Here is a 20506-nt window from a genome sequence, read left to right on the forward strand (position 1 = left end):
CCCCGCTGTTTGACTGAAATGGAGAAACACCCATGAACGCTAAAGCACTGCTCTGCCTGACCGCCCTGCTGGCCCCCCCCGCCGTTTTCGCCCAGGCCGGCTTGCCGGACAGCATCAAGGTGCCGGACGGCCACAAGATTGCGCTGGAAACTACCGGCGTCGGCGAAATCACCTACGAGTGCAAGGACAAAGCCAACGCCGCCGGCCAGACCGAATGGACTTTCGTCGGCCCCAAGGCCGTGTTGAATGACCGCAGCGGCAAGCAGGTGGGCACCTACTTCGGCCCACCGGCCACCTGGCAAGCCAAGGACGGTTCGAAAATCACCGGCACCCAATTGGCCGTGGCGCCTTCCAGTGCGGGCAACCTGCCCTATCAACTGGTCAAGGCCAACCCAGCTGAAGGCAAGGGCGCGATGAGCGGCGTGAGTTATATCCAGCGGGTCGCCCTCAAAGGCGGCGTGGCGCCGAGCAGCGAATGCACAGCGGCGAACAAGGGCAAGCAGGAAGTGGTCAAGTACCAGGCCGACTACATCTTCTGGGCGGCCAACTGAGTAAAGTCGGCTACGCTGCCTGTGGCGAGTGCGCTCGCCACAGGATCGAGCCATTAAGGGATACCGTGTTTGTTTGATTATGAAGCGTGCCTTGCGGCCTGCGCCCGTGGCGATAAACGTGCCCTGCGCCAACTCTATGTGCAGGACAGCCACCAACTGCTCGGCGTGGCCTTGCGCATCGCCCGGGACAAAGCCCTGGCCGAAGACATCGTGCATGACGCGTTTATCAAGGTCTGGCATGGCGCCGGCAGTTTCGACCCAAGCCGGGGTTCCGCGCGCGGCTGGGTGTTCAGCGTGACCCGCCACCTGGCGCTCAATGCCGTGCGCAACCGCTACCGCGAAGTGACGCTGGAGGATGAACACGAGCAAGTCGCCGCGCCCGGTGCCAGCGTTGAATTCAGCGCACGGGAAGGCCGGGTGTATGCCTGCCTGGAACACCTCGACCCGGCCCGTCGCGCGTGCATCCTGCACGCCTATGTGGACGGTTGTTCCCACAGCGAAATCGCCCGGAAACTGGACACGCCCCTGGGCACCGTCAAAGCCTGGATCAAACGTAGCCTCGCCGCGCTGCGGGAGTGCATGGCATGAACGAGCCGATCGATGAACTGGCCAGCGAATACGTGCTGGGCACCCTGCCCGCTGAGCAACGGGCCGAGGTGGAGCAACGCCTGAAGCACGACCCCGAATTGCGCGCCGCCGTGGACGCCTGGGAACAACGCCTGCTGCCGCTGACGGCACTGGCTGAACCGGTACCGCCCACCGCTCAGCTCTGGCGGCGCATTGAACGCACCGTTAAAAACCCCGACGAAGCTGTGGCGTGGTGGAACCTGCTGGCGCTGTGGCGTGGGTTGGCCGGCGCGGGCTTGCTGACCACGCTGGTGTTGGCGGCGCTGTTGCTGACTCGCCCGCCCGCAACGCAACCCAGCTTTGTGGTGGTGCTGGTCGCGCCCCAAAGCCAGGCACCGGGCTGGGTGATCCAGGCGAGCAATGACCAACAGATCCAGCTGATTCCACTGGGGGTGATGCAAGTGCCGAGCGACAAGGCCCTGCAATTCTGGACCAAGGGCGACGGCTGGCAAGGCCCGGTCTCGCTGGGCCTGGTCGAGCCGGGGCAAACCCTGTCAGTGCCGCTGGACAAGCTGCCGCCGCTGACACAAAACCAGCTGTTTGAGCTGACCCTGGAAGACCCGCGCGGCTCGCCGACGGGCAAGCCTACCGGGCCGATCCAGGCCATCGGCCGGGCGGTGAAGGTGCTGTGATCAACCGACGCTGGGCAACCACAGCCGGAACCGCGCGCCGCCCAATGGCGAGGCCAGCGCCGTCAGGCTGCCGCCCTGGGCTTCCACTGCGCGGCGGCTGATCGCCAGGCCCAGGCCGAAGCCACCGGTGGCGCGGTCGCGGCTGCGGTCGAGGCGGTAAAACGGTTCGAAAATGCGCTCACGCTGGTCCAGCGGAATGCCGATGCCATCGTCGTCCACCCGGATCTCGCAGCCTTCGGCGCACACCTTGACCCCCACCTGAATGCGCTTGTCGCAATAACGCGTGGCGTTGCGCAACAGGTTTTGCAAGGCGCGCGCGGTCAGGCGCGGGTCGAGGCTGAAGCGCTCCACGGCGCAGTCGAGCGCCACATCAATCACGATGTCGGGGTTTTCCAGTTCATCGTCCACACTGCCCAGCACGCTGTCGATGAACTCATCGAGCACCACTTCCACCCGCTCCGGTAATTGCGCCGGGTTTTGCAGGCGGCTGTAGGACAGCAATTCCAGCACCAGTTCATCCAGCTCGCGGATATGCGCCACCAGGCTTTGCAGGCGCTCACGGCCAGCCGGCGGCAGGTCTTCGGACAAGGCCAGCGCCAGGCCGAAATCCAGACGGGTCAGCGGTGTACGCAGTTCGTGGGACACCGCGTTGAGCAGGTCGCGCTGCTGGTTGAGCAGGCTTTCGATATCACCGGCCATGGTGTCGAACACCGATGCCAGGCTGCCGATGTTGGAGCTGGGCGGAATGCGCGTGCGTTCGCTCAAGTTGCCCTTGCCCAGTTGCGCGGCGGTGCTTTTCAAGCGTTCCAGGTCACGCCAGTGCGGGCGCAGCCAGATCAACAGGCACGCGAGCAGCGCTGCCACGATCAGCACGTTGATCGCCCAATACAGCACGTTCATGTCCATCGGGTCGGGCGGCAGTGTCAGCTTGACCACAAACTGCTCGTTGATCGGCGAACTGATTTCCTCCATCCAGCCCCATTCGCCAAGGCGCACCACGGACTTGCCCTGTTCCAGCCGTTGTTCTTCGGCGGGCGTGTAGCTGGCGTCCTGGCGCAGCAGCAGTTGTACCTTCAGCGGTGCAAAGTCGCGGCCCAGCTGCTCGGTGACCTGCGACCAGCGCTCCACTGGCGCGCGCTGGTACTGCTTGACGATCAGCTTTTGCTGGCCGCGCGTTTGCTCGATGTTGTAGTCCATGTAGCGGTGTTCAAAGACCAGAATCACCAGCTTGGGAATCAGGTAAATCGCCGCGCTGTAGGTGACGATGGTGATCAGATAAAGGCGTAGCAGTACACGAAACATGGATCAGCATTCCCACTCGGAACGGCTGAACAGGTAGCCTTTGCCCCACACGGTCTTGATCTTGCGCGCCTCGCCCGCGTGGTCGTCGAACTTGCGGCGCAGCTTGGAGATGGCCACGTCCACCGAACGGTCGGTGCCGTTGAATTCGATGCCGCGCAGGCGTTGCAGGATCTGGTCGCGGCTGAGCACTTCACCGGCATGCCGGGCCAGCACCACCAGCAGGTTGTATTCACCACTGGACAGCTCCACCGCCTGTTCGCGCCAGGTCACGGTGCGTTCGGACAGGTCGATGCACAGGTTGCCCATCACGATCTGGTCGTTGGCCACCTGGGGTTCGGACAGGCTGCTGCGGCGCAGCAAGGTACGCACCCGGGCCAGCAGCACGCGCGGCTCGCAGGGCTTGGTGACATAGTCGTCGGCGCCCATCTCCAGGCCCAGCACCTGGTCGTGGCTGTCGTCGCGGGCGGTGAGCATCAGGATCGGCAGGCCCGCCGAGTCGGCGCGCAACAGGCGGCACACTTGCAGGCCGTCGAGGCCGGGCAGCATCAGGTCAAGGATCACCAGGTCCGGCGGGTTGAGCCGTGCGCGTTCGCGCACATGGTCGCCACGGCTGAGCACGCTGACATGGTAGCCATTGCGTTCCAGGTAGCTGGCAATCAGCTCGGAGAGTGCGGCGTCGTCTTCCACCAGGAGGATGTTGGGCATGGTGTTTCCAGATAATACGGTTTATCGGTTTTACGCAGACCCTTGTGGGAGCGGGCTTTGATGTGGGAGCTGGCTTGCCTGCGATGCAGACACCTCGGTCATCCATTAAGAACGAGTCGATGCTATCGCAGGCAAGCCAGCTCCCACATAAAAGCCCACAGCCACATTTGATCTTTGTTGTTTGCAGGATTGTGCAAGGATATACGCCCTCGGCGGACTATGCGCCGCACCTTACATTTCTTCACAGACGAGCTACACAGCTTCACAGCACCACGGCGCAGGTGTCTTTAGGATGCGCCAGTCAATATTGGGATATGAGCATGTCGAAGAATCTGTTTGCGCCGTTTTGCCTGCTGGCCCTGACGCTGGCCCTGAGCGCGTGCGGCAAGTCGGCCGAGCAAGCGCCGGAAATGCCACTGGCCAAGGTCCGCATCGAGACCCTGCAGGCCAAGCCCCTGTCCATCACCAGCGAACTGAGCGGGCGTATCGCCGCGCCGCGTATTGCCGAAGTGCGTGCGCGGGTGGCCGGCGTGGTGATGCAGCGGGTGTTCAGGGAAGGCCACGACGTCAAACAAGGCGACGTGCTGTTTCGCATCGACCCGGCCCCGTTCAAGGCCGACCTCGACAGCGCCCTGGCCAACCTGAGCAAGGCCGAAGCCAACGCGTTCCAGGCGCGCCTGCAAGAGCAGCGCTATAGCCAACTGGTAGAAGGCAACGCCATCAGCGGCCAGGAATACGACAACGCCCGCGCGAACCTGCGCCAGACCAACGCCGAAGTCGCCGCCAACAAGGCCGCCGTGGAGCGCGCCAGACTGAACCTGGGTTACGCCACCGTGACCGCGCCGATTTCCGGGCGCATTGGCCGCGCGTTGGTCACCGAAGGCGCGCTGGTGGGCCAGAACGAAGCCACGCCGCTGGCAATCATCCAGCAACTGGACCCGATCCACGCCGACCTGACCCAGTCCACCCGTGAACTCAATGACCTGCGCCGTGCCTTCCGTGCCGGCAGCTTGAAGCAGGTCGGCCAGGACCAGGCCAAGGCCACGCTGATCCAGGACGACGGCAGCCTGTACCCGCTGCCGGGCAAGTTGCTGTTCGCCGAAATCAGCGTCGACCCGGGCACCGGGCAAATCATTCTGCGCAGCGAGTTCCCCAACCCGGACCTCGACCTGCTGCCCGGCAGCTTTGTGCGGGTGCGCCTGGAGCAGGCCGTCGACAAACAAGGCCTGAGCGTGCCGCAACGCGCCATCACCCGTGACAGCGCCGGTATTCCAATGGTGTTGCTGCTGGACGCCGAGCAAGTCGTCAGTCAGCAACCGGTCGAGCTGGGTGCGGTGGTCGACGACCGCTGGGTTGTCAGCAGCGGCCTCAAGCCTGGCGACCGCATCGTGGTCGAAGGCCTGCAACACGCGCGCCCCGGTGAAAAAGTCCAGGTGGACGACAGCCCAGCCTCGGGCCAGCCAGTCAAGGAATAACCCGCCATGCCGCAGTTCTTTATTGACCGCCCGATTTTCGCCTGGGTGGTCGCCCTGTTTATTCTGCTGGCCGGCGCACTGGCCATCCCGCAGTTGCCGGTGGCGCAGTACCCCAACGTCGCGCCGCCGAAGGTGGAAATCTACGCGGTGTACCCGGGCGCTTCGGCCCAGACCCTGGATGAAAGCGTGGTCAGCCTGATCGAGCAGGAGCTCAACGGCGCCGACCACTTGTTGTATTTCGAATCCCAGAGCAGTTTGGGTTCGGCCACCATCACCGCCACGTTCCAGCCGGGCACCGACCCGGAAATGGCTCAGGTTGACGTGCAAAACCGCCTCAAAGCGGTCGAGCCGCGCCTGCCGCAGGCGGTGACCCAGCAAGGCTTGCAGGTTGAAAAAGTCTCCGCCGGTTTTCTGTTGCTGGTGACCCTGACGTCCAGCGACGGCAAGCTCGACGACGTGGCGCTCAGCGATTACCTGGCGCGCAACGTGATGAACGAACTCAAACGCCTGGACGGCGTGGGCAAGGCGCAGCTGTATGGCGCCGAGCGCGCCATGCGCATCTGGATCGACCCGCAGAAGCTGATTGGTTTCAACCTCACACCGGCCGACGTGAATGCCGCGATCAGCGCGCAGAACGCCCAGGTGTCGGCAGGCAGCATTGGCGATTTGCCGGGCACCAAGACCCAGGAAATCACCGCCGCGATTCTGGTCAAAGGCCAGCTCTCGACCCCGGCGGAGTTTGCCGACATCGTGCTCAAAGCCAACCCGGACGGTTCTACCGTGCGCGTCGGCGACGTGGCGCGCGTTGAAATTGGCAGCCAGGAATACCAGTTCTCCACGCGCCTGAACGGCAAACCGTCCACCGCCGTCAGCGTGCAGCTGTCGCCCGGCGCCAACGCGCTGAGCACCGCGACGCTGGTGCGGGCGAAGATGGATGAGCTGTCGCGCTACTTCCCGGCCAATGTGGAATACAAGATCCCGTACGACACGTCGCCGTTCGTCAAAGTCTCGATCACCAAGGTGGTGTACACCTTGCTGGAGGCCATGGCGCTGGTGTTTGCGGTGATGTTCCTGTTCCTGCAGAACGTGCGCTATACGCTGATCCCGACGCTAGTGGTGCCGGTGGCGCTGATGGGCACCTTCGCGACCATGTTGCTGCTGGGTTTTTCGATCAACGTGCTGACCATGTTCGGCATGGTGCTGGCCATCGGTATTCTGGTGGACGACGCGATTGTGGTGGTGGAGAACGTCGAGCGCATCATGGCCACCGAGGGCCTGTCGCCCAAAGACGCCACGCGCAAGGCGATGGGCCAGATCACCGGAGCCATCGTCGGTATCACGCTGGTGCTGGTGGCGGTGTTCCTGCCGATGGCGTTCATGCCGGGTTCAGTGGGGGTGATCTACCAGCAGTTCTCGCTGTCGATGGCCACCTCGATCCTGTTCTCGGCCTTCCTCGCCCTGACCTTGACCCCGGCCCTGTGCGCCACGCTGCTCAAGCCGATCGCCAAGGGCGAACACCATGCCAAGGGCGGTTTCTTTGGCTGGTTCAACAAACGCTTTGATCAGTTCACCCACCGCTACGAAGGCTGGGTGGCTTACGCGCTCAAGCGCAGTGGCCGCTACCTGTTGATCTATCTGGTGTTGCTGGTGGGCCTGGGCTGGATGTTCAGCCGCCTGCCCTCCTCGTTCCTGCCGGTGGAAGACCAGGGTTACACCATCACCGACATCCAGCTGCCGCCGGGCGCGAGCAAGAACCGCACGGTGCAGGTGGCCGAGCAGATCGAGGCGCACAACGCCGGTGAACCGGGAGTGGGCGACACCACCATGATCATGGGCTTCAGTTTCTCGGGTTCGGGGCAGAACGCGGCGCTGGCGTTTACCACGCTCAAGGACTGGTCCGAACGCAGCAGCAAGGATTCGGCCTCGGCGATTGCCGACCGGGCGAACGCGGCTTTCAGCGAACTTAAAGACGCGATTGCCTACGCGATCCTGCCGCCACCGGTGGACGGCCTCGGCACCTCCAGCGGTTTCGAATTCCGCTTGCAGGACCGTGGCGGCGTCGGCCATGCGGCCTTGATGGCGGCGCGTACCGAGCTGCTGGCAAACGCCGAGAAGAGCCCGATCCTGGCCAACGTGCGCGAAAGCGCCCTGGCCGAAGCGCCGCAAGTGCAGTTGGAAGTGGACCGCAAGCAAGCCAACGCACTGGGCGTTTCGTTTGCCGACGTCGGCAATGTGCTGTCTTCGGCGATTGGCTCGGCGTACGTCAACGACTTCCCCAACCAGGGCCGCATGCAGCGCGTAGTGGTGCAGGCCGAAGGCGACAGGCGCAGCCAGGTCGCGGATTTGCTGAAGATCAACGTGCGCAACAATGCCGGGAACATGGTGCCGTTGTCGGCGTTCGTCGAAGCCAAGTGGACCCAGGGCCCGGCGCAGTTGACGCGTTACAACGGCTACCCCGCCATCGCCATCAGCGGTGAAGCGGCACCGGGGCACAGCACGGGCGAGGCGATGGAGGAAATCCAGCGCCTGGTCAGCCAGTTGCCGGCAGGCCTGGGCCAGGAATGGACCGGTCTGTCGTTGCAGGAACGTTTGTCCGGCTCCCAGGCGCCGTTGCTGCTGGGCCTGTCGCTGCTGATCGTGTTCCTGTGCCTGGCGGCGTTGTATGAAAGCTGGTCGATCCCGACCTCGGTGCTCTTGGTGGTGCCGCTGGGTGTGCTTGGCGCCGTATTGGCGGTGGCCTTGCGCGGCATGCCCAACGACGTGTTCTTCAAGGTCGGCCTGATCACTATCATCGGTTTGTCGGCGAAGAACGCGATCCTGATCATCGAGTTCGCCAAGGACCTGTATGAGCAAGGTGAAGACCTGATCGACGCCACCCTGAAAGCCGCACGGCTGCGCTTGCGGCCGATCATCATGACCTCGCTGGCGTTCATTCTCGGCGTGGTGCCGCTGGCGATTGCCACCGGCGCCAGCTCGGCGAGCCAGCAAGCGATCGGTACCGGGGTGATTGGCGGCATGATCACCGCCACGCTGGCGGTGGTGTTTGTGCCGGTGTTCTTTGTGGTGGTGATGAAGCTGGTGCGCAAAAAACGCTGAGACCTGAGCTGAGCGGGCTGTTGTGGTGAGCGGGCTTGCCAGAGGAAGCTCATCCGCCACGAATGCGCTATGGTGCTCACAACCTCCCTTGTTGTGAGCACCCATGGCCTTCCTCGCCCGCACCCACCCTCGCCTGTCCGCTGCCGCCGTTCTGGGCCTTGGCGTGGGCATCCTGGCACCGGCAGACACACTCCTGAGCAAAATCCTCATTGGCTGGAATGCCGGGGTCTGGACGTATTTGCTGCTGATGCTGTGGCTGACCAGCCGCTCCCGCGCCGACGACGTTAAACGCATCGCCGAAATCGAAGATGAGAACGCCGGGCTGGTGCTGTTCATGGTGTGTATCGCGGCCATCGCAAGCCTGGCGACCATCACCCTGAACCTGGTGGGCACCAAGGACCTGGACAGCACGGCGCGCCTGCTGCATTACGGCTTCACCGGGTTGACCGTGGTCGGCTCCTGGTTGCTGATCGGGGTGATTTTCAGCGTGCACTACGCCCGCCTGTTTTACACCTGGGACGGCGACGAACCCGCCTTGCGCTTTGCCGAGGAACTGCGAACCCCCAATTACTGGGACTTCTTGTACTTCTCGTTCACCATCGGTGTAGCCGTGCAAACAGCGGATGTGGGCGTTGCCACCCGGGCAATGCGCAAGGTGGTGCTGGGGCAATCGCTGATTGGCTTTTTATTCAACACGGCAATCCTGGGGTTCTCGATCAATATTGCCGCCGGCCTGTTCGGTTAGGCACAAAAAAGGGGAAGCCGAAGCTTCCCCTTGTTCAAGTGCGTGAATACCTTAGAAGGCCCACTGCACACCGACAGTGCCACTGTACGGTGTGTCATACGCCTTGCCTTTGCCATGGCTGAGTTCGGCATGCATGCTGAAGGTTGAGGACAGCGCAACCGCCATACCCACCGTACCTTCGATGCTGGCGCCCGACAGGTTGTTTTTGAACTTCTGGTCGTTGATATAAACGTTGTTGTCCGGGCTGAAATCACGGGCCGCCGCAACACGCACGAACGGTTGGATTTTGGCGCCGCTGTCGAGCTGGATATCGTTACCCAGCGTCACGCCCACCTTGCCGATAGCCGAGAACGCGCGGTCGGTCTTGGCCTTCAGGCCGTTGTCCATGGTGTAGTTGGAGCCGCCAATCACCGCAGTGTCCAGCTTGGCGAACGGTTCGATGTAAGCGCCTTCATCGTTGAGCGCCATTTTGCGGCCCACATCAACCCAACCACTGACCGCGTCCTGCGTGTATTTGCCTTTGGCGCGTTGGCCATCGCTCATATTGACCTGGCTTTGGCCGTTCAAGCGGTTGTACTTGGTACCCACGTCGACATACACACCGCTGTCGTCCTGCCAGATACCATAAACACCGGCGTAGTAACTGTTGACCATCCCGCTGCTGCCACGGCTCAGGCCCAACTTGGAGTTGCTGTAACCACCCAGCACGCCAACCGTCCATTCCTCAGTTACTGCATTGTCGAAACCCAGCGCGAAACCGTTCTGGTTCTGCGAGTAACCGACGCCATTGCTGTTGGCCGCCACGTCAATCTTGTTAGCGTGGCCAAGCATCCAGAAGCCTTGGCTCTTGCCTTCGCCAAAACGCACTTCGCCCTGGCGCGTGCGCAGTATCCGCGATTCACCGATCAACACCGGCGCAGCGGCGTTGGCCAATGCCAGTACTGCCTTGGCGCTGGTACTGGTGCCTTGTTTCTCGGTATCCAGGTACCAGTCAGTGCCTTCCTGCTTGAGACCATACTCGAACGCGCCGACATCGACGGTATCACCCACCAGGCCGAATTTGGCACCGCCACTTTCAGTGTGCACCACCTTGATCGCGTCACCGGTGGCCAACTCCGAGCCACTGGCGCCGATCAGCAGTTGGTGGTTGCCTTCGGCGTTGCCATTGACGTTCAACAGGTCGGTCTCACCGGTGTTGAAGTTGGTGTGCATTTTAAAGGTGCCGCTGCCGGCCAGACTGTTGGTGTTCAGTTGCAGATACTGGTTCGGGGCACCAAAAGCCACCGAGCCGCCGGCCATGCGCAACGCACCGACCTGGCTGTCGCCGATCAGCCGCCACTCGCCGCCGGTGTTGGCATCCAGTTGTTTAACATTGAGCAGTTGGCCGGTCAGCACGGCATTGTTGTTGAGTTGCACCGTGCCCGTACTGCCAGCGTCAATGCTCACGTTACCGACCAAGGTGCTGTTGTCGACATTCATGTTGGCCGTGGAATTGTTGGCGACCTGAAGCAAAACACCATTGCCGCTGAGCAGTTGCGAGCCGTTGAGCACCTGGATGTCGGCATGGGTGGTACTGGCAAGCGGCGGGTTCACCAGAATGGCGGCCCCGGTTCTGCCCTGCACCACTGAGTTATCCAGAATCAAGGAATTGGTACGCGTCAGGTTGGCGTCCGTACGCATGTTTACGCCGTTGACACCACCGATGATCCGGCTGTTGTTTCTCGCCGCCGCATCGGCGTTGAGCAATACCAAGCCCATACCCGTAGCACTGGTGGCCTCGACACGGGCATTGTCCAGCGTCACGGTGCCGTAGCCGCCAGCATTGATGCCACGGGTTGAACCCACCACACTGCTGTCTTTAACCGTGACGGATGAACCATCGGTACCGCTCGAAGTGCGCGAGACCGCCACACCAAAGCCGTTGGCATTGGTCACGGTACTGTTATTGGTGATTAATACACTGCTGGCGCCTGTGGCAAAAATGGCTTGCGCTATAGCCGGGCGAGCCGTCACCCGTGAGCGATCAACCACGACAGTCGATTGCCGGCGGGCACTGATGTCCTGCGCGACACTGTTTGCCTGAAGCGTCAGGCCGGAGTTATCCATTTGAATCTGTTTGGTGGCGGCACCCGTAGCAGTCAGGCTCGCCCCCGCAAATATCGCGTAGTCATCCAGTACGGTCGAGGAGGAGATTGCCGTGTTGGGCACCGTCACCTGAGTGATTGCCTGGGCATTGGGTGAAATCAGAAACAATAACGAGACTGCTTGAGCCGTTAATGCAATGCTCAAAGGTGTTGGTTTGAAATCGAATACTGCCGACATATTAATGAACCTCTAGTGCCTTCACGAAACGATCAGGAAGGGTTCTAAATCTCGTGACCCCCCACCAATCAAGCGGCGCCATCATCAGTTAGCGCACACCACAAATCTGTAGGACTTATCCCAAGTATCGATACGTAAATTCAGCCAACCGTGAAATTTTTAACGGATACATCCGATGAAGCCAAAGAGGGTCCTACCCCTCTTTGGCAACACACTGACACTCTTGTTTATGCAGGTATTTCCGGGCCGTTACAGAAGTACGACCTGCCATTACCCGGCCGGTGACCTCTGACACGAATAGTTTCGTTAAGCGAGCTTACCGTCTGGCCCTGGAACTGCACGCTGGTCGACACTGTTGCAGAACCCGCACTCAGAAAGGCACGAGTGGCGTTGACCGGGTTATACAGTTCCAGCGCCGTACCCAAGTCCACCATAAATCCGAGAGTGCTCGCATTTCCAGGCGGCACCTTCAAATTAACCGTTAAGGCGATGACACTCGGTGCTGTAGTGGTATTGTTCTGGAACCCGGTATACAGCACGGTGAAATCCCCACCTGGCACCAAATAAATGGAGCCAGGAATAAACACCTGCAGTGTGCCGGTATTAACAGGTCTCATGCTATCGCAGTTGGCGATTTTATTTGGCTCCGTCGTATTCTGTACAACCGGCCGGTCCATCCGCATGATCGCAGACTCGACCGTGACCAAGTGGGTAGGTGTAGTCGCCGTGTTAGGGTTGTTTGGGCGGCTGACGGTGTAACTGACCGGCACAGTTGGACCGCCGATTGCCAGGATGTCAGCAAACGGAAGAGGAATGATGACCTCCCCGTTGGCGGGAATGCTCGTCACATCCGTCGAATACAAGCGGCCGCCGTAGTCCACCGTCAATCTGAACGGGAGTTGATTTGCAGGCAATACGGCCGTTGTCCACAGCGGGATTCTAAACCGTCCATCTCTGTTGATGTCATCCACTTCCAGATGGTCGGCAGGCCCGAAGGTATTGCCAGGGCGAACCGCCTCGACCACCACGGGACGCAGGTCTGTGATCAGGTCCGGCCCTACACGGGTGAGGTTCAGATTGAATGGCGTGCTCAGTGGTGGCGTCGGGTAATTGGTGCCCCCGCTATTCACCGTGTAAGTCGCCGTTACCGGAACGTTGCCGGGGCCCCCACCATAGAGTGTCAACATGTTGGCTGAGGTGAACTGAAAGTCAGGAAACCCGGTAGCGCCTACCGGCACGGTCAGCGGTATTGAAGCGTGGATCGAATTCAGGGTGACCGTAATCGAATCTGACGGACGTACAGGGTTTGTGTAAGGGGGCAGCCTCACGCGCAAACCGTTGTTAGTATCCACGTCGGCTTGATGGATCATGCCGTCAGCCTCAGCCAACAAGACCACCAATGGCTGAAAGCCGGTTGGCACTGGCGCCGCCCCGGTATACGGCAGCGGTAACCGGTATGACTGCAGAGAGGGGTTTCCAACCACGTCATACGCGATATAGCTGATGTCATAGTTCCCATTCGTTATAGCCGTGAGTGCGCTCAACGGTACTTGAATTTGGGTTGGCTGGGCGGGGTCGAGCGGCAGTTTTGTCACTCCGCCTGGAAAGACGACAGGGTTGCCGGAAGTCCCGACAAAAACCGAAAAGGAATCGCCAGGGCTGAGCCCGTCCGCTGCGGTATACGCAACATCAAGATTCAATGTCTGATTTGGCAGGGACTGGATATAGGCAAGACTAAGCGGTGGCGTTCCCGCAGGCAGTGTCGGTGCGGGTGGTGGAAGCCCGCTATCGTCAAAGGGGGGTTTCTCGTCAATGAGCACCATCGCCGCGATTGAGCGGTTTTCGGCGCCCGAGTCTGCGACAAACACCTTGCACCTGTACAACCACAAACCATTGGGAAGGTAGGCTTCCGGAATGCGCATCTCAAAAGAAGTGGTAACATTGGAGGCAGGCACTGAATAACTTCTGCCACTGGTTTCGAAGAACAGATCCTCTTCAGCGGCATCCTTGAAAGAGCTAACTGGGCGATATTCGCGCAACTGGAACGTCACAGTATCTGGCTCAGCCGAATTAGTACTGGCATTATCCCAGACAGGAAAACGAAACGTTACTTCTTGACTCTTTGCAGCAGGCCGCGCCAACAACCCGGGATAGCCGGAAACTTCACCGTCAAACTTGCCGGATAGAAGCCGTTCAGGCGTATAATCCGTGGTTTGCTTCGACACGAAACTATCAATAATATCTCTGTTGGTTCTGTCCATTATCTTGCTCCGACTAGTTACACAATAAGAATAACTACCTGCTTCGCTGACCGAACACGCTCACGCCAGCCACGAACTTTTACACGCCTGACAGAAGAACTGCGACGCTCGACCTGGAGCACCAAAAGTTCTTCAAAAATATTAATCACTCACAAATTATTCCGAGCGGTGTGCAATAACACTTACTGGAATAATTCAAATCAACCCGCACACGCCCGGGCAATGAATCGGCAACTTTCACACCCCCTCGCCACACTTCATAAGTGAAGGTGGCCGAGGCAAAATTGCGCAAAGGAAACAACGTTTGATTAAAGGAATCGACATTCACCACTGCGCCAGTTGTTATATTCGCCTGCCCCCAGGTCAACGTTTGTCTGAATACAACGTTCGCGTTAGGCTCCGCCCAGTTATTCTTGTCAAACCCTTGCCAGACACACCTGACTTGATCATTCACGCGTATGTCGCTATGGGCCGCTATTAACCAGCGAACGCCCGTCATTACCGTGGGTGTTGAACTGCAGGTCAGGTAGCCATTTCTTAAACTGTGCTGCACCACAGGTGCCGGCAGCGTAGCCACGGGAGTCGGTATCGTCGCACCCAGACTTACTGTAAACGGCAGGCCGACACTCCATGTCGCCATGAAGTTACCGGTCTCGTCAAAAAGCCTGAAGAAAATGTACGCAGTGCCATCGTTCAGCGTGCGAAAGGCGGCAGCATCCAGCGACACTGTTCTGGGCGTGGTACTGAAATCCACCAACGAACGTCCAGACGCCGGGCCAGGTGGTGTGTTGGGCGAGTTGGAAACAAAGAGCTCGCACTCGTCAAAGGGTGCCTCAATGTTATAGACCGGGAGGTAGAGCTTCACCTGTGGGTTGTCCAACAGGTACTGCGCATTGACCGCAGGTACCGGCGGTACGACAAACCTCAGAACATCCGTTGGCCGCAGCAGCCTGGGGGGGTCGAAATCAAGCAGAAGCGGGATGCTCGGTTGCATGCTGTTCGAACCGCCCTCTGTCTCGACGGTGTACCACACCTGCGCGATGCGCGTTGCACTGCGCAAGTCAGGCAGTTCGATTCTGACCTCGTAGAAAGCCTCAGGCGCTGGCGGGGGGGCCGTTACTGTTCGTGTGGCGAGCAACCTTTGGCCATCGTGGCTAAGCCAAAAAACCCTGAGCGTATGCGCGGGTTCACCTGCCCTCGGTAAATCCCATGCGGGAACCCGAAGCACCAGCGGAGCCAGTAATAAGGGTTGGCGAACCACACCCCTGCCGTCGGTGGTATTGACACCGACAATCGTAAAGGGGGCTAGCGCTGGAATGTCAGCTAAAACGCCGACACCGGCTGCAGCAGGAGTGGTTGGTGTTATGCCAGTCATATTCCGGCCTCAGAATAAGTGTTACCGCGCCGAGCCAGGATGGAACTGCGTCACCGGCTCGCTGTTAGAAAAATTAAACGCCTAAAGCCCCGCGCCGGATACTGTCATTACTAACAGGTCGAGTTGACCATTCGTCGTTTTCTGCGCTATCCAGCCGCCGCCGTTTTCTAAATTTTCCTTGACGCAAACAGGGCAACTGGCATTTCATGAAACCGGTTTCAGCTGCATGCCCAAAACCATTAAATCCAATAAGAAAGGCCCGCCACCGTGACTTCATTTTCCGCCGCCCAGCGCAGCCGCGTGACCATGCTCGATGTGGCCGAGCGCGCCGGCGTGTCCAAGGCCAGCGTGTCGCGCTTTATCGGCGATGACCGCGCCCTGCTCTCCGACGCCATTGCGCTGCGCATCGAGCAGGCCATCAACGATCTCGGCTATCGCCCCAACCAGATGGCCCGCGGCTTGAAGCGTGGCCGTACGCGCCTGATCGGCATGCTGGTGGCCGATATCCGCAACCCCTATTCCATTGCCGTGATGCACGGCGTCGAAACCGCCTGCCGCCAGCACGGCTACAGCCTGGTGGTGTGCAACACCGACCGCGATGACGAGCAGGAGCGCCAGCATCTGGCAGCGCTGCGTGCGTACAACATCGAAGGGCTGATCGTGAATACCCTCGGCCATCACCTTGACGAGCTGCTGGAATTGCAGCGGGAAATGCCGCTGGTGCTGGTGGACCGCAAAATCGAGCCGTTGCACAGCGACCTGGTGGGGCTGGACAACCCCGCTGCCGTGCGCGTTGCCGTGGAGCACCTGCAACAACAGGGCTACCGCGAGGTGCTGATGGTGAGTGAAGCCAACGATGGCACCAGTTCACGCCTGGAACGCCAGCAGAGTTTCAAGGCCGAAATGGCCAGCCGCACGCAAATGACCGGTGCCGTGCTGGAGCTGGGCGACGGGCTGGAAGATAACCTCAAGGTCTTTGTTGCCAAGTCGGGTCCCAAGGCGTTGTTCTGCGCCAATGGCATTGCCGCACTGGCCTGTACGCGAGCCCTGAAAAATCTGGGTTGCAACCTGTTCGAAGACATCGGTCTGATCGCGCTTGACGACCTCGATTGGTACCCCTTGGTCGGCAGCGGCATCACCGCCCTCGCCCAACCCACCGAAGCCATTGGCGCCAGCGCCTTCGACTGCCTGCTCAAACGCTTGCGCGGTGACGACGCGCCGACGCGCACCCTGGATTTCCTGCCGCAACTGATTGTTCGCGGCTCAACCTGTGGGAGCCAGCTCCCACTTTAATGATTCTTTGCGTGAAAAAATGAAACCGGTTTCAGAGGTACACAACAATGCATAAATACCCCGTCTCCATCAGCCTTTCCAGCTACGGCGCCGACCTGGTTCGAAAGCAGGGTCAACTGAGTTTTGTCGAGTTGCTCAGCGCTGCCGGCGCGCAACGCATCGAATGGCGTGAGGAGCTGCTGACCACCGAGCAACCCACCCTCCTGGCGCGTGCCGCCGACAAACATGGCCTTGAGTCGGTGTTCTCCTCGCCACTGGAGCTGTGGGTGGCCGGGCGCGCACAACCCAACGCCGAGTTGGGTGCCACACTGGATCGCGCACGCGCATTCGGTTCACGCTGGCTGAAAGTGTCCCTCGGCTACTTCACCGATACGAATGACCTGCAAAGCCTGCACGCCCTGCTCAGCCGCCACCCGGTCAAATTGCTGGTGGAAAACGACCAGACCCTGCACGGCGGGCGCATCGAGCCGATGCAGCGGTTTTTCAGTGAAGTCGAGCGCCTGGGCCTGCCGGTGAAGATGACGTTCGACATCGGCAACTGGCAGTGGCAAGACCAGTCCGCCCTCACCGCCGCACGCCTGTTGGGGCGCCATGTGGATTACCTGCATTGCAAGGCCGTGGCGCGCCGGGCGGACGGCAAGCTGGTGGCGCTGCCGCCGGGCGCCACCGACCTGCATCTGTGGGAACAACTGCTCAAACATATGACTCAAGGTATTACCCGGGCCGTGGAGTTTCCGTTGCAGGGCGATGACCTGCTCGCGGTCACCGCGCAACAGGTCGCCGCCCTCGCCCTTCTTGGCCAGCCCCGTGTGGAGAATGCCCATGTCTGAGATCGATATTCTGTCGTTTGGTGAAACCATGGCGATGTTTGTCGCCGAGCAGACCGGTGACCTGGCCCAGGTGGCGCAGTTTCACAAGCGTATTGCCGGGGCCGACAGCAATGTCGCCATCGGCTTGTCGCGCCTGGGGTTCAAGGTGGCCTGGCTGAGCCGTGTAGGCAATGACTCACTGGGGCGGTTTGTGGTCGATACGCTGAAACGCGAAGGCCTCGATTGCCGCCATGTAGCGGTCGACCCGCTGCACCCCACCGGCTTTCAGTTCAAATCCCGCGAAGAGGCCGGCGCCGACCCTCAAGTGGAATATTTCCGCAAAGGCTCGGCCGCCAGTCACTTGTCGGTCGCAGCCATCAGCCCCGCACTGTTAGAGGCGCGGCACCTGCATGCCACCGGCATTCCGCCGGCGTTGTCCGAGGCCACCCGTGAACTGTCCATCGAGCTGATGACACACATGCGCAAGGCCGGGCGCAGCATTTCGTTCGACCCCAACCTGCGCCCCGCGCTGTGGGCCAGCGAAGCGCAGATGATCCGCGAAATCAACGCCCTCGCGGCATTGGCCGACTGGGTGTTGCCGGGCCTGGGCGAAGGTCGCCTGCTGACCGGCTTCGATGACCCGGCGGACATTGCCGCGTTTTACCTGGACCAGGGCGCCGAAGCCGTGGCCATCAAGCTCGGCGCAGACGGCGCCTATTACCGCACCCACATGGACCAGGGCTTCATCGCCGCGGTGTCGGTGGAAAAGGTAGTGGACACCGTGGGCGCCGGCGACGGCTTTGCCGTGGGCATGGTCAGCGCCTTGCTGGAAAACCTCAGCTTTCCCGAAGCGGTACAGCGCGGCAACTGGATCGGCAGCCGTGCCGTACAGAGCCGTGGCGACATGGAAGGCCTGCCCACCCGTGCACAGCTGCCCACCCGATCCGTTGCCTGACCCACCCCTACCTGTTGCCACAACTACAACAAGCTCAGGAGCCACCCCATGCAAACGCTGAAACTCGCCACCCGCCGTTGGTGGTACATCATGCCCATCGTGTTTATCACCTACAGCCTGGCCTACCTCGACCGCGCCAACTATGGTTTTGCCGCTGCCTCCGGCATGGCCGAAGACCTGATGATCACCCCCGGCATGTCGTCGCTGCTGGGTGCATTGTTTTTCCTCGGTTACTTTTTCTTCCAGGTGCCGGGGGCGATTTATGCGCAGAAGCGCAGTGTCAAAAAGCTGATTTTTGTCAGCCTGATCCTGTGGGGTGGCCTGGCCACCCTGACCGGCGTGGTGTCCAACGCCTACATGCTGATCGCTATCCGCTTCATGCTCGGCGTGGTCGAAGCCGCGGTGATGCCGGCGATGCTGGTGTACCTGTGCCACTGGTTCACCCGCGCCGAACGCTCGCGGGCCAATACTTTCCTGATCCTCGGCAACCCGGTGACCATGTTGTGGATGTCGGTGGTCTCGGGCTACCTGGTGCAGCACTTCAGCTGGCGCTGGATGTTTATCATCGAAGGCCTGCCGGCGGTGATCTGGGCGTTTATCTGGTGGAAGCTGGCGGATGAAAAACCGGCGAATGCCAAGTGGTTGAGTGACAGCGAAAAGCACGACCTGGAAAGCGCGCTGGCCGCCGAGCAAGTCGGGATCAAGGCGGTGAAGAACTACGCCGAGGCCTTCCGCTCACCCAAGGTGATCATCCTGGCGTTGCAGTTTTTCTGCTGGAGCATCGGTGTGTACGGCTTTGTGCTGTGGCTGCCGTCGATCCTCAAGGCCGGTTTACAGATGGACATGGTCGAAGCCGGCTGGCTCTCGGCCTTGCCGTACCTGGCGGCGGTGATCGGCATGCTGGCGGTGTCGTGGGGCTCGGACAAGCTGCAAAAGCGCAAACGCTTTGTGTGGCCGCCGCTGCTGATTGCCTCCATCGCCTTTTATGCGTCCTACGTGCTGGGCGCCGAACATTTCTGGTGGTCCTACAGCCTGCTGGTGATCGCCGGGGCCTGCATGTACGCGCCTTACGGGCCGTTTTTTGCCATCGTGCCGGAAATTTTGCCGGCCAACGTGGCCGGCGGCGCCATGGCGCTGATCAACAGCATGGGCGCCCTCGGCTCGTTCGGCGGCTCCTGGCTGGTGGGTTACCTCAATAGCAGCACCGGCTCGCCCGGCGCTTCGTACCTGCTGATGAGCGGCGCGCTGCTGCTGTCGGTGGTACTGACGATTTTCCTCAAGCCCGGCGCCAGTGATCGCGTGCGGGTGCCAACCCTGGAGTTGAAGGTAAAAACCTCATGAAGAAGTCTGTCGTACTTTACAAAAAGCTCTCCGCACCCTTGATGGCCCGCTTGCATGAACACGCCGACGTCAGCCTGATCGAAGCGCTGGATGACACCGGCCTGGCCAAACTGCGCGACGCGCTGCCCAGCGCCCACGGCCTGCTGGGCGCCAGCCTGCGCCTGGACGCCACACTGCTCGACCTGGCGCCCAAATTGGAAGCCGTGGCCAGCGTCTCGGTGGGGGTCGACAATTACGACATCGACTACCTGACCGCGCACGGCATTCTGCTCAGCAACACCCCGGACGTGCTCACCGAAACCACCGCCGACACCGGCTTCGCCCTGATCCTGGCCACCGCCCGGCGTGTGGTGGAACTCGCCGACATGGTGCGCGCCGGCCAGTGGAGCAAAAACATCGGCCCGGCGCACTTCGGCACCGACGTGCACGGCAAAACCCTGGGCATCATCGGCATGGGCCGCATCGGCGAAGCCCTGGCCCAGCGCGGGCATTTTGGTTTTGGCATGCCGGTGATCTACCACAGCCACTCGCCCAAGCCAGCGGTTGAAAAACGTTTTGGCGCGCAGTACCGCAGCCTGGAGCAATTGCTCAAGGAAGCCGATTTTATTTGCCTGACACTGCCGCTGACCGCGGAAACCGAGCAGTTGATTGGCGCTGAAGAGTTTGCGCTGATGGGCGCAGAGACGATCTTCATCAACATTTCGCGCGGCAAGGTGGTGGACGAAGCGGCGCTGGTCGAGGCCTTGCAGCAACGCACAATCAAGGCGGCGGGGCTGGATGTGTTTGAGCGCGAGCCGTTGAATCATGACTCGCCGTTATTGCGCCTGAACAATGTGGTGGCCACACCGCACATCGGCTCGGCGACTCACGAAACGCGCGAAGCAATGGCCCGGTGTGCGGTGGATAATCTGTTGCAGGCATTGGCCGGGGAAAAGCCGAAAAACCTGGTCAATTCGTCCGCCTGGAAGCCGTAGCTTCTGACACAACCCAAAACAAATGTGGGAGCGGGCTTGCTCG

General features: G+C 60.8%; 16 protein-coding genes. 11 read left to right on the plus strand and 5 right to left on the minus strand.

Annotated features, from left to right (window positions below; translation table 11 throughout):
* The first annotated feature begins 32 nt into the window (after nucleotides 1-32).
* The 3 genes from AB4P94_RS23620 (at nucleotide 33) to AB4P94_RS23630 (ending at nucleotide 1810) form a co-directional block, all read left to right on the plus strand.
* Nucleotides 33-551, plus strand: coding sequence for a DUF3455 domain-containing protein (locus tag AB4P94_RS23620; RefSeq protein ID WP_395607725.1), 519 nt, complete (start codon nucleotides 33-35; stop codon nucleotides 549-551).
* A 69-nt stretch (nucleotides 552-620) separates the two neighbouring features.
* Nucleotides 621-1139, plus strand: coding sequence for a sigma-70 family RNA polymerase sigma factor (locus AB4P94_RS23625; protein WP_395607726.1), 519 nt, complete (start codon nucleotides 621-623; stop codon nucleotides 1137-1139).
* Nucleotides 1136-1810, plus strand: a complete 675-nt coding sequence (locus tag AB4P94_RS23630) for an anti-sigma factor domain-containing protein (protein ID WP_395607727.1) — start codon at nucleotides 1136-1138, stop codon at nucleotides 1808-1810. Before AB4P94_RS23625 ends, AB4P94_RS23630 begins: the two co-directional genes overlap by 4 nt.
* Here AB4P94_RS23630 and AB4P94_RS23635 read toward each other — a convergent pair whose 3' ends face one another.
* Both AB4P94_RS23635 and AB4P94_RS23640 read right to left on the minus strand, forming a co-directional pair.
* On the minus strand, nucleotides 1811-3112 hold the full coding sequence (locus AB4P94_RS23635; protein WP_395607728.1) for an ATP-binding protein: 1302 nt from the start codon (nucleotides 3110-3112) through the stop codon (nucleotides 1811-1813).
* A gap of 3 nt (nucleotides 3113-3115) precedes the next feature.
* Entirely contained in the window at nucleotides 3116-3817 is a 702-nt protein-coding gene (locus AB4P94_RS23640; protein ID WP_395607729.1) for a response regulator, read from the minus strand.
* Nucleotides 3818-4137: 320 nt separating this feature from the next.
* On the opposite strand from AB4P94_RS23640, the gene AB4P94_RS23645 reads away from it, so the two are divergent.
* The 3 genes from AB4P94_RS23645 (at nucleotide 4138) to AB4P94_RS23655 (ending at nucleotide 9133) form a co-directional block, all read left to right on the plus strand.
* Nucleotides 4138-5292, plus strand: coding sequence for an efflux RND transporter periplasmic adaptor subunit (locus AB4P94_RS23645; RefSeq protein ID WP_395607730.1), 1155 nt, complete (start codon nucleotides 4138-4140; stop codon nucleotides 5290-5292).
* 6 nt (nucleotides 5293-5298) lie between these two features.
* Complete coding sequence (locus AB4P94_RS23650) at nucleotides 5299-8388, plus strand: multidrug efflux RND transporter permease subunit (protein WP_395607731.1); 3090 nt, start codon at nucleotides 5299-5301, stop codon at nucleotides 8386-8388.
* Between the two features lie 103 nt (nucleotides 8389-8491).
* Nucleotides 8492-9133, plus strand: coding sequence for a DUF1345 domain-containing protein (locus AB4P94_RS23655; RefSeq protein WP_395607732.1), 642 nt, complete (start codon nucleotides 8492-8494; stop codon nucleotides 9131-9133).
* A gap of 51 nt (nucleotides 9134-9184) precedes the next feature.
* Here the strand turns inward: AB4P94_RS23655 and AB4P94_RS23660 are convergent, their stop codons facing one another.
* The 3 genes from AB4P94_RS23660 to AB4P94_RS23670 all read right to left on the minus strand — a co-directional run bounded on the left by AB4P94_RS23660 (nucleotide 9185) and on the right by AB4P94_RS23670 (nucleotide 14710).
* Complete coding sequence (locus AB4P94_RS23660) at nucleotides 9185-11386, minus strand: autotransporter outer membrane beta-barrel domain-containing protein (protein WP_395607733.1); 2202 nt, start codon at nucleotides 11384-11386, stop codon at nucleotides 9185-9187.
* A 296-nt stretch (nucleotides 11387-11682) separates the two neighbouring features.
* Nucleotides 11683-13716 (minus strand): hypothetical protein, encoded by a 2034-nt coding sequence (locus AB4P94_RS23665; RefSeq protein WP_395607734.1) that lies wholly within the window; start codon nucleotides 13714-13716, stop codon nucleotides 11683-11685.
* Between the two features lie 145 nt (nucleotides 13717-13861).
* On the minus strand, nucleotides 13862-14710 hold the full coding sequence (locus AB4P94_RS23670) for a hypothetical protein (protein ID WP_395607735.1): 849 nt from the start codon (nucleotides 14708-14710) through the stop codon (nucleotides 13862-13864).
* Nucleotides 14711-15358: 648 nt separating this feature from the next.
* Between AB4P94_RS23670 and AB4P94_RS23675 the strand changes: the two genes are divergently transcribed.
* From AB4P94_RS23675 to AB4P94_RS23695, 5 genes are read left to right on the plus strand one after another with little or no spacing between them, the layout of a single operon-like run.
* The gene (locus tag AB4P94_RS23675) at nucleotides 15359-16384 is read left to right on the plus strand and encodes a LacI family DNA-binding transcriptional regulator (RefSeq protein ID WP_395607736.1); all 1026 of its coding nucleotides are present in this window, start codon (nucleotides 15359-15361) and stop codon (nucleotides 16382-16384) included.
* A 47-nt stretch (nucleotides 16385-16431) separates the two neighbouring features.
* Entirely contained in the window at nucleotides 16432-17214 is a 783-nt protein-coding gene (locus AB4P94_RS23680; RefSeq protein WP_395607737.1) for a sugar phosphate isomerase/epimerase family protein, read from the plus strand.
* Complete coding sequence (locus AB4P94_RS23685; RefSeq protein ID WP_395607738.1) at nucleotides 17207-18148, plus strand: sugar kinase; 942 nt, start codon at nucleotides 17207-17209, stop codon at nucleotides 18146-18148. The genes AB4P94_RS23680 and AB4P94_RS23685 overlap by 8 nt, the downstream gene beginning before the upstream one ends.
* A gap of 48 nt (nucleotides 18149-18196) precedes the next feature.
* Entirely contained in the window at nucleotides 18197-19489 is a 1293-nt protein-coding gene (locus tag AB4P94_RS23690) for an MFS transporter (RefSeq protein ID WP_395607739.1), read from the plus strand.
* Nucleotides 19486-20463: an NAD(P)-dependent oxidoreductase gene (locus AB4P94_RS23695; RefSeq protein WP_395607740.1), complete on the plus strand. Its 978-nt coding sequence runs from the start codon at nucleotides 19486-19488 to the stop codon at nucleotides 20461-20463. Before AB4P94_RS23690 ends, AB4P94_RS23695 begins: the two co-directional genes overlap by 4 nt.
* Nucleotides 20464-20506 lie beyond the last annotated feature (43 nt).

The organism is Pseudomonas sp. B22129 (assembly GCF_044218875.1).
Taxonomy (GTDB): Bacteria; Pseudomonadota; Gammaproteobacteria; order Pseudomonadales; family Pseudomonadaceae; genus Aquipseudomonas.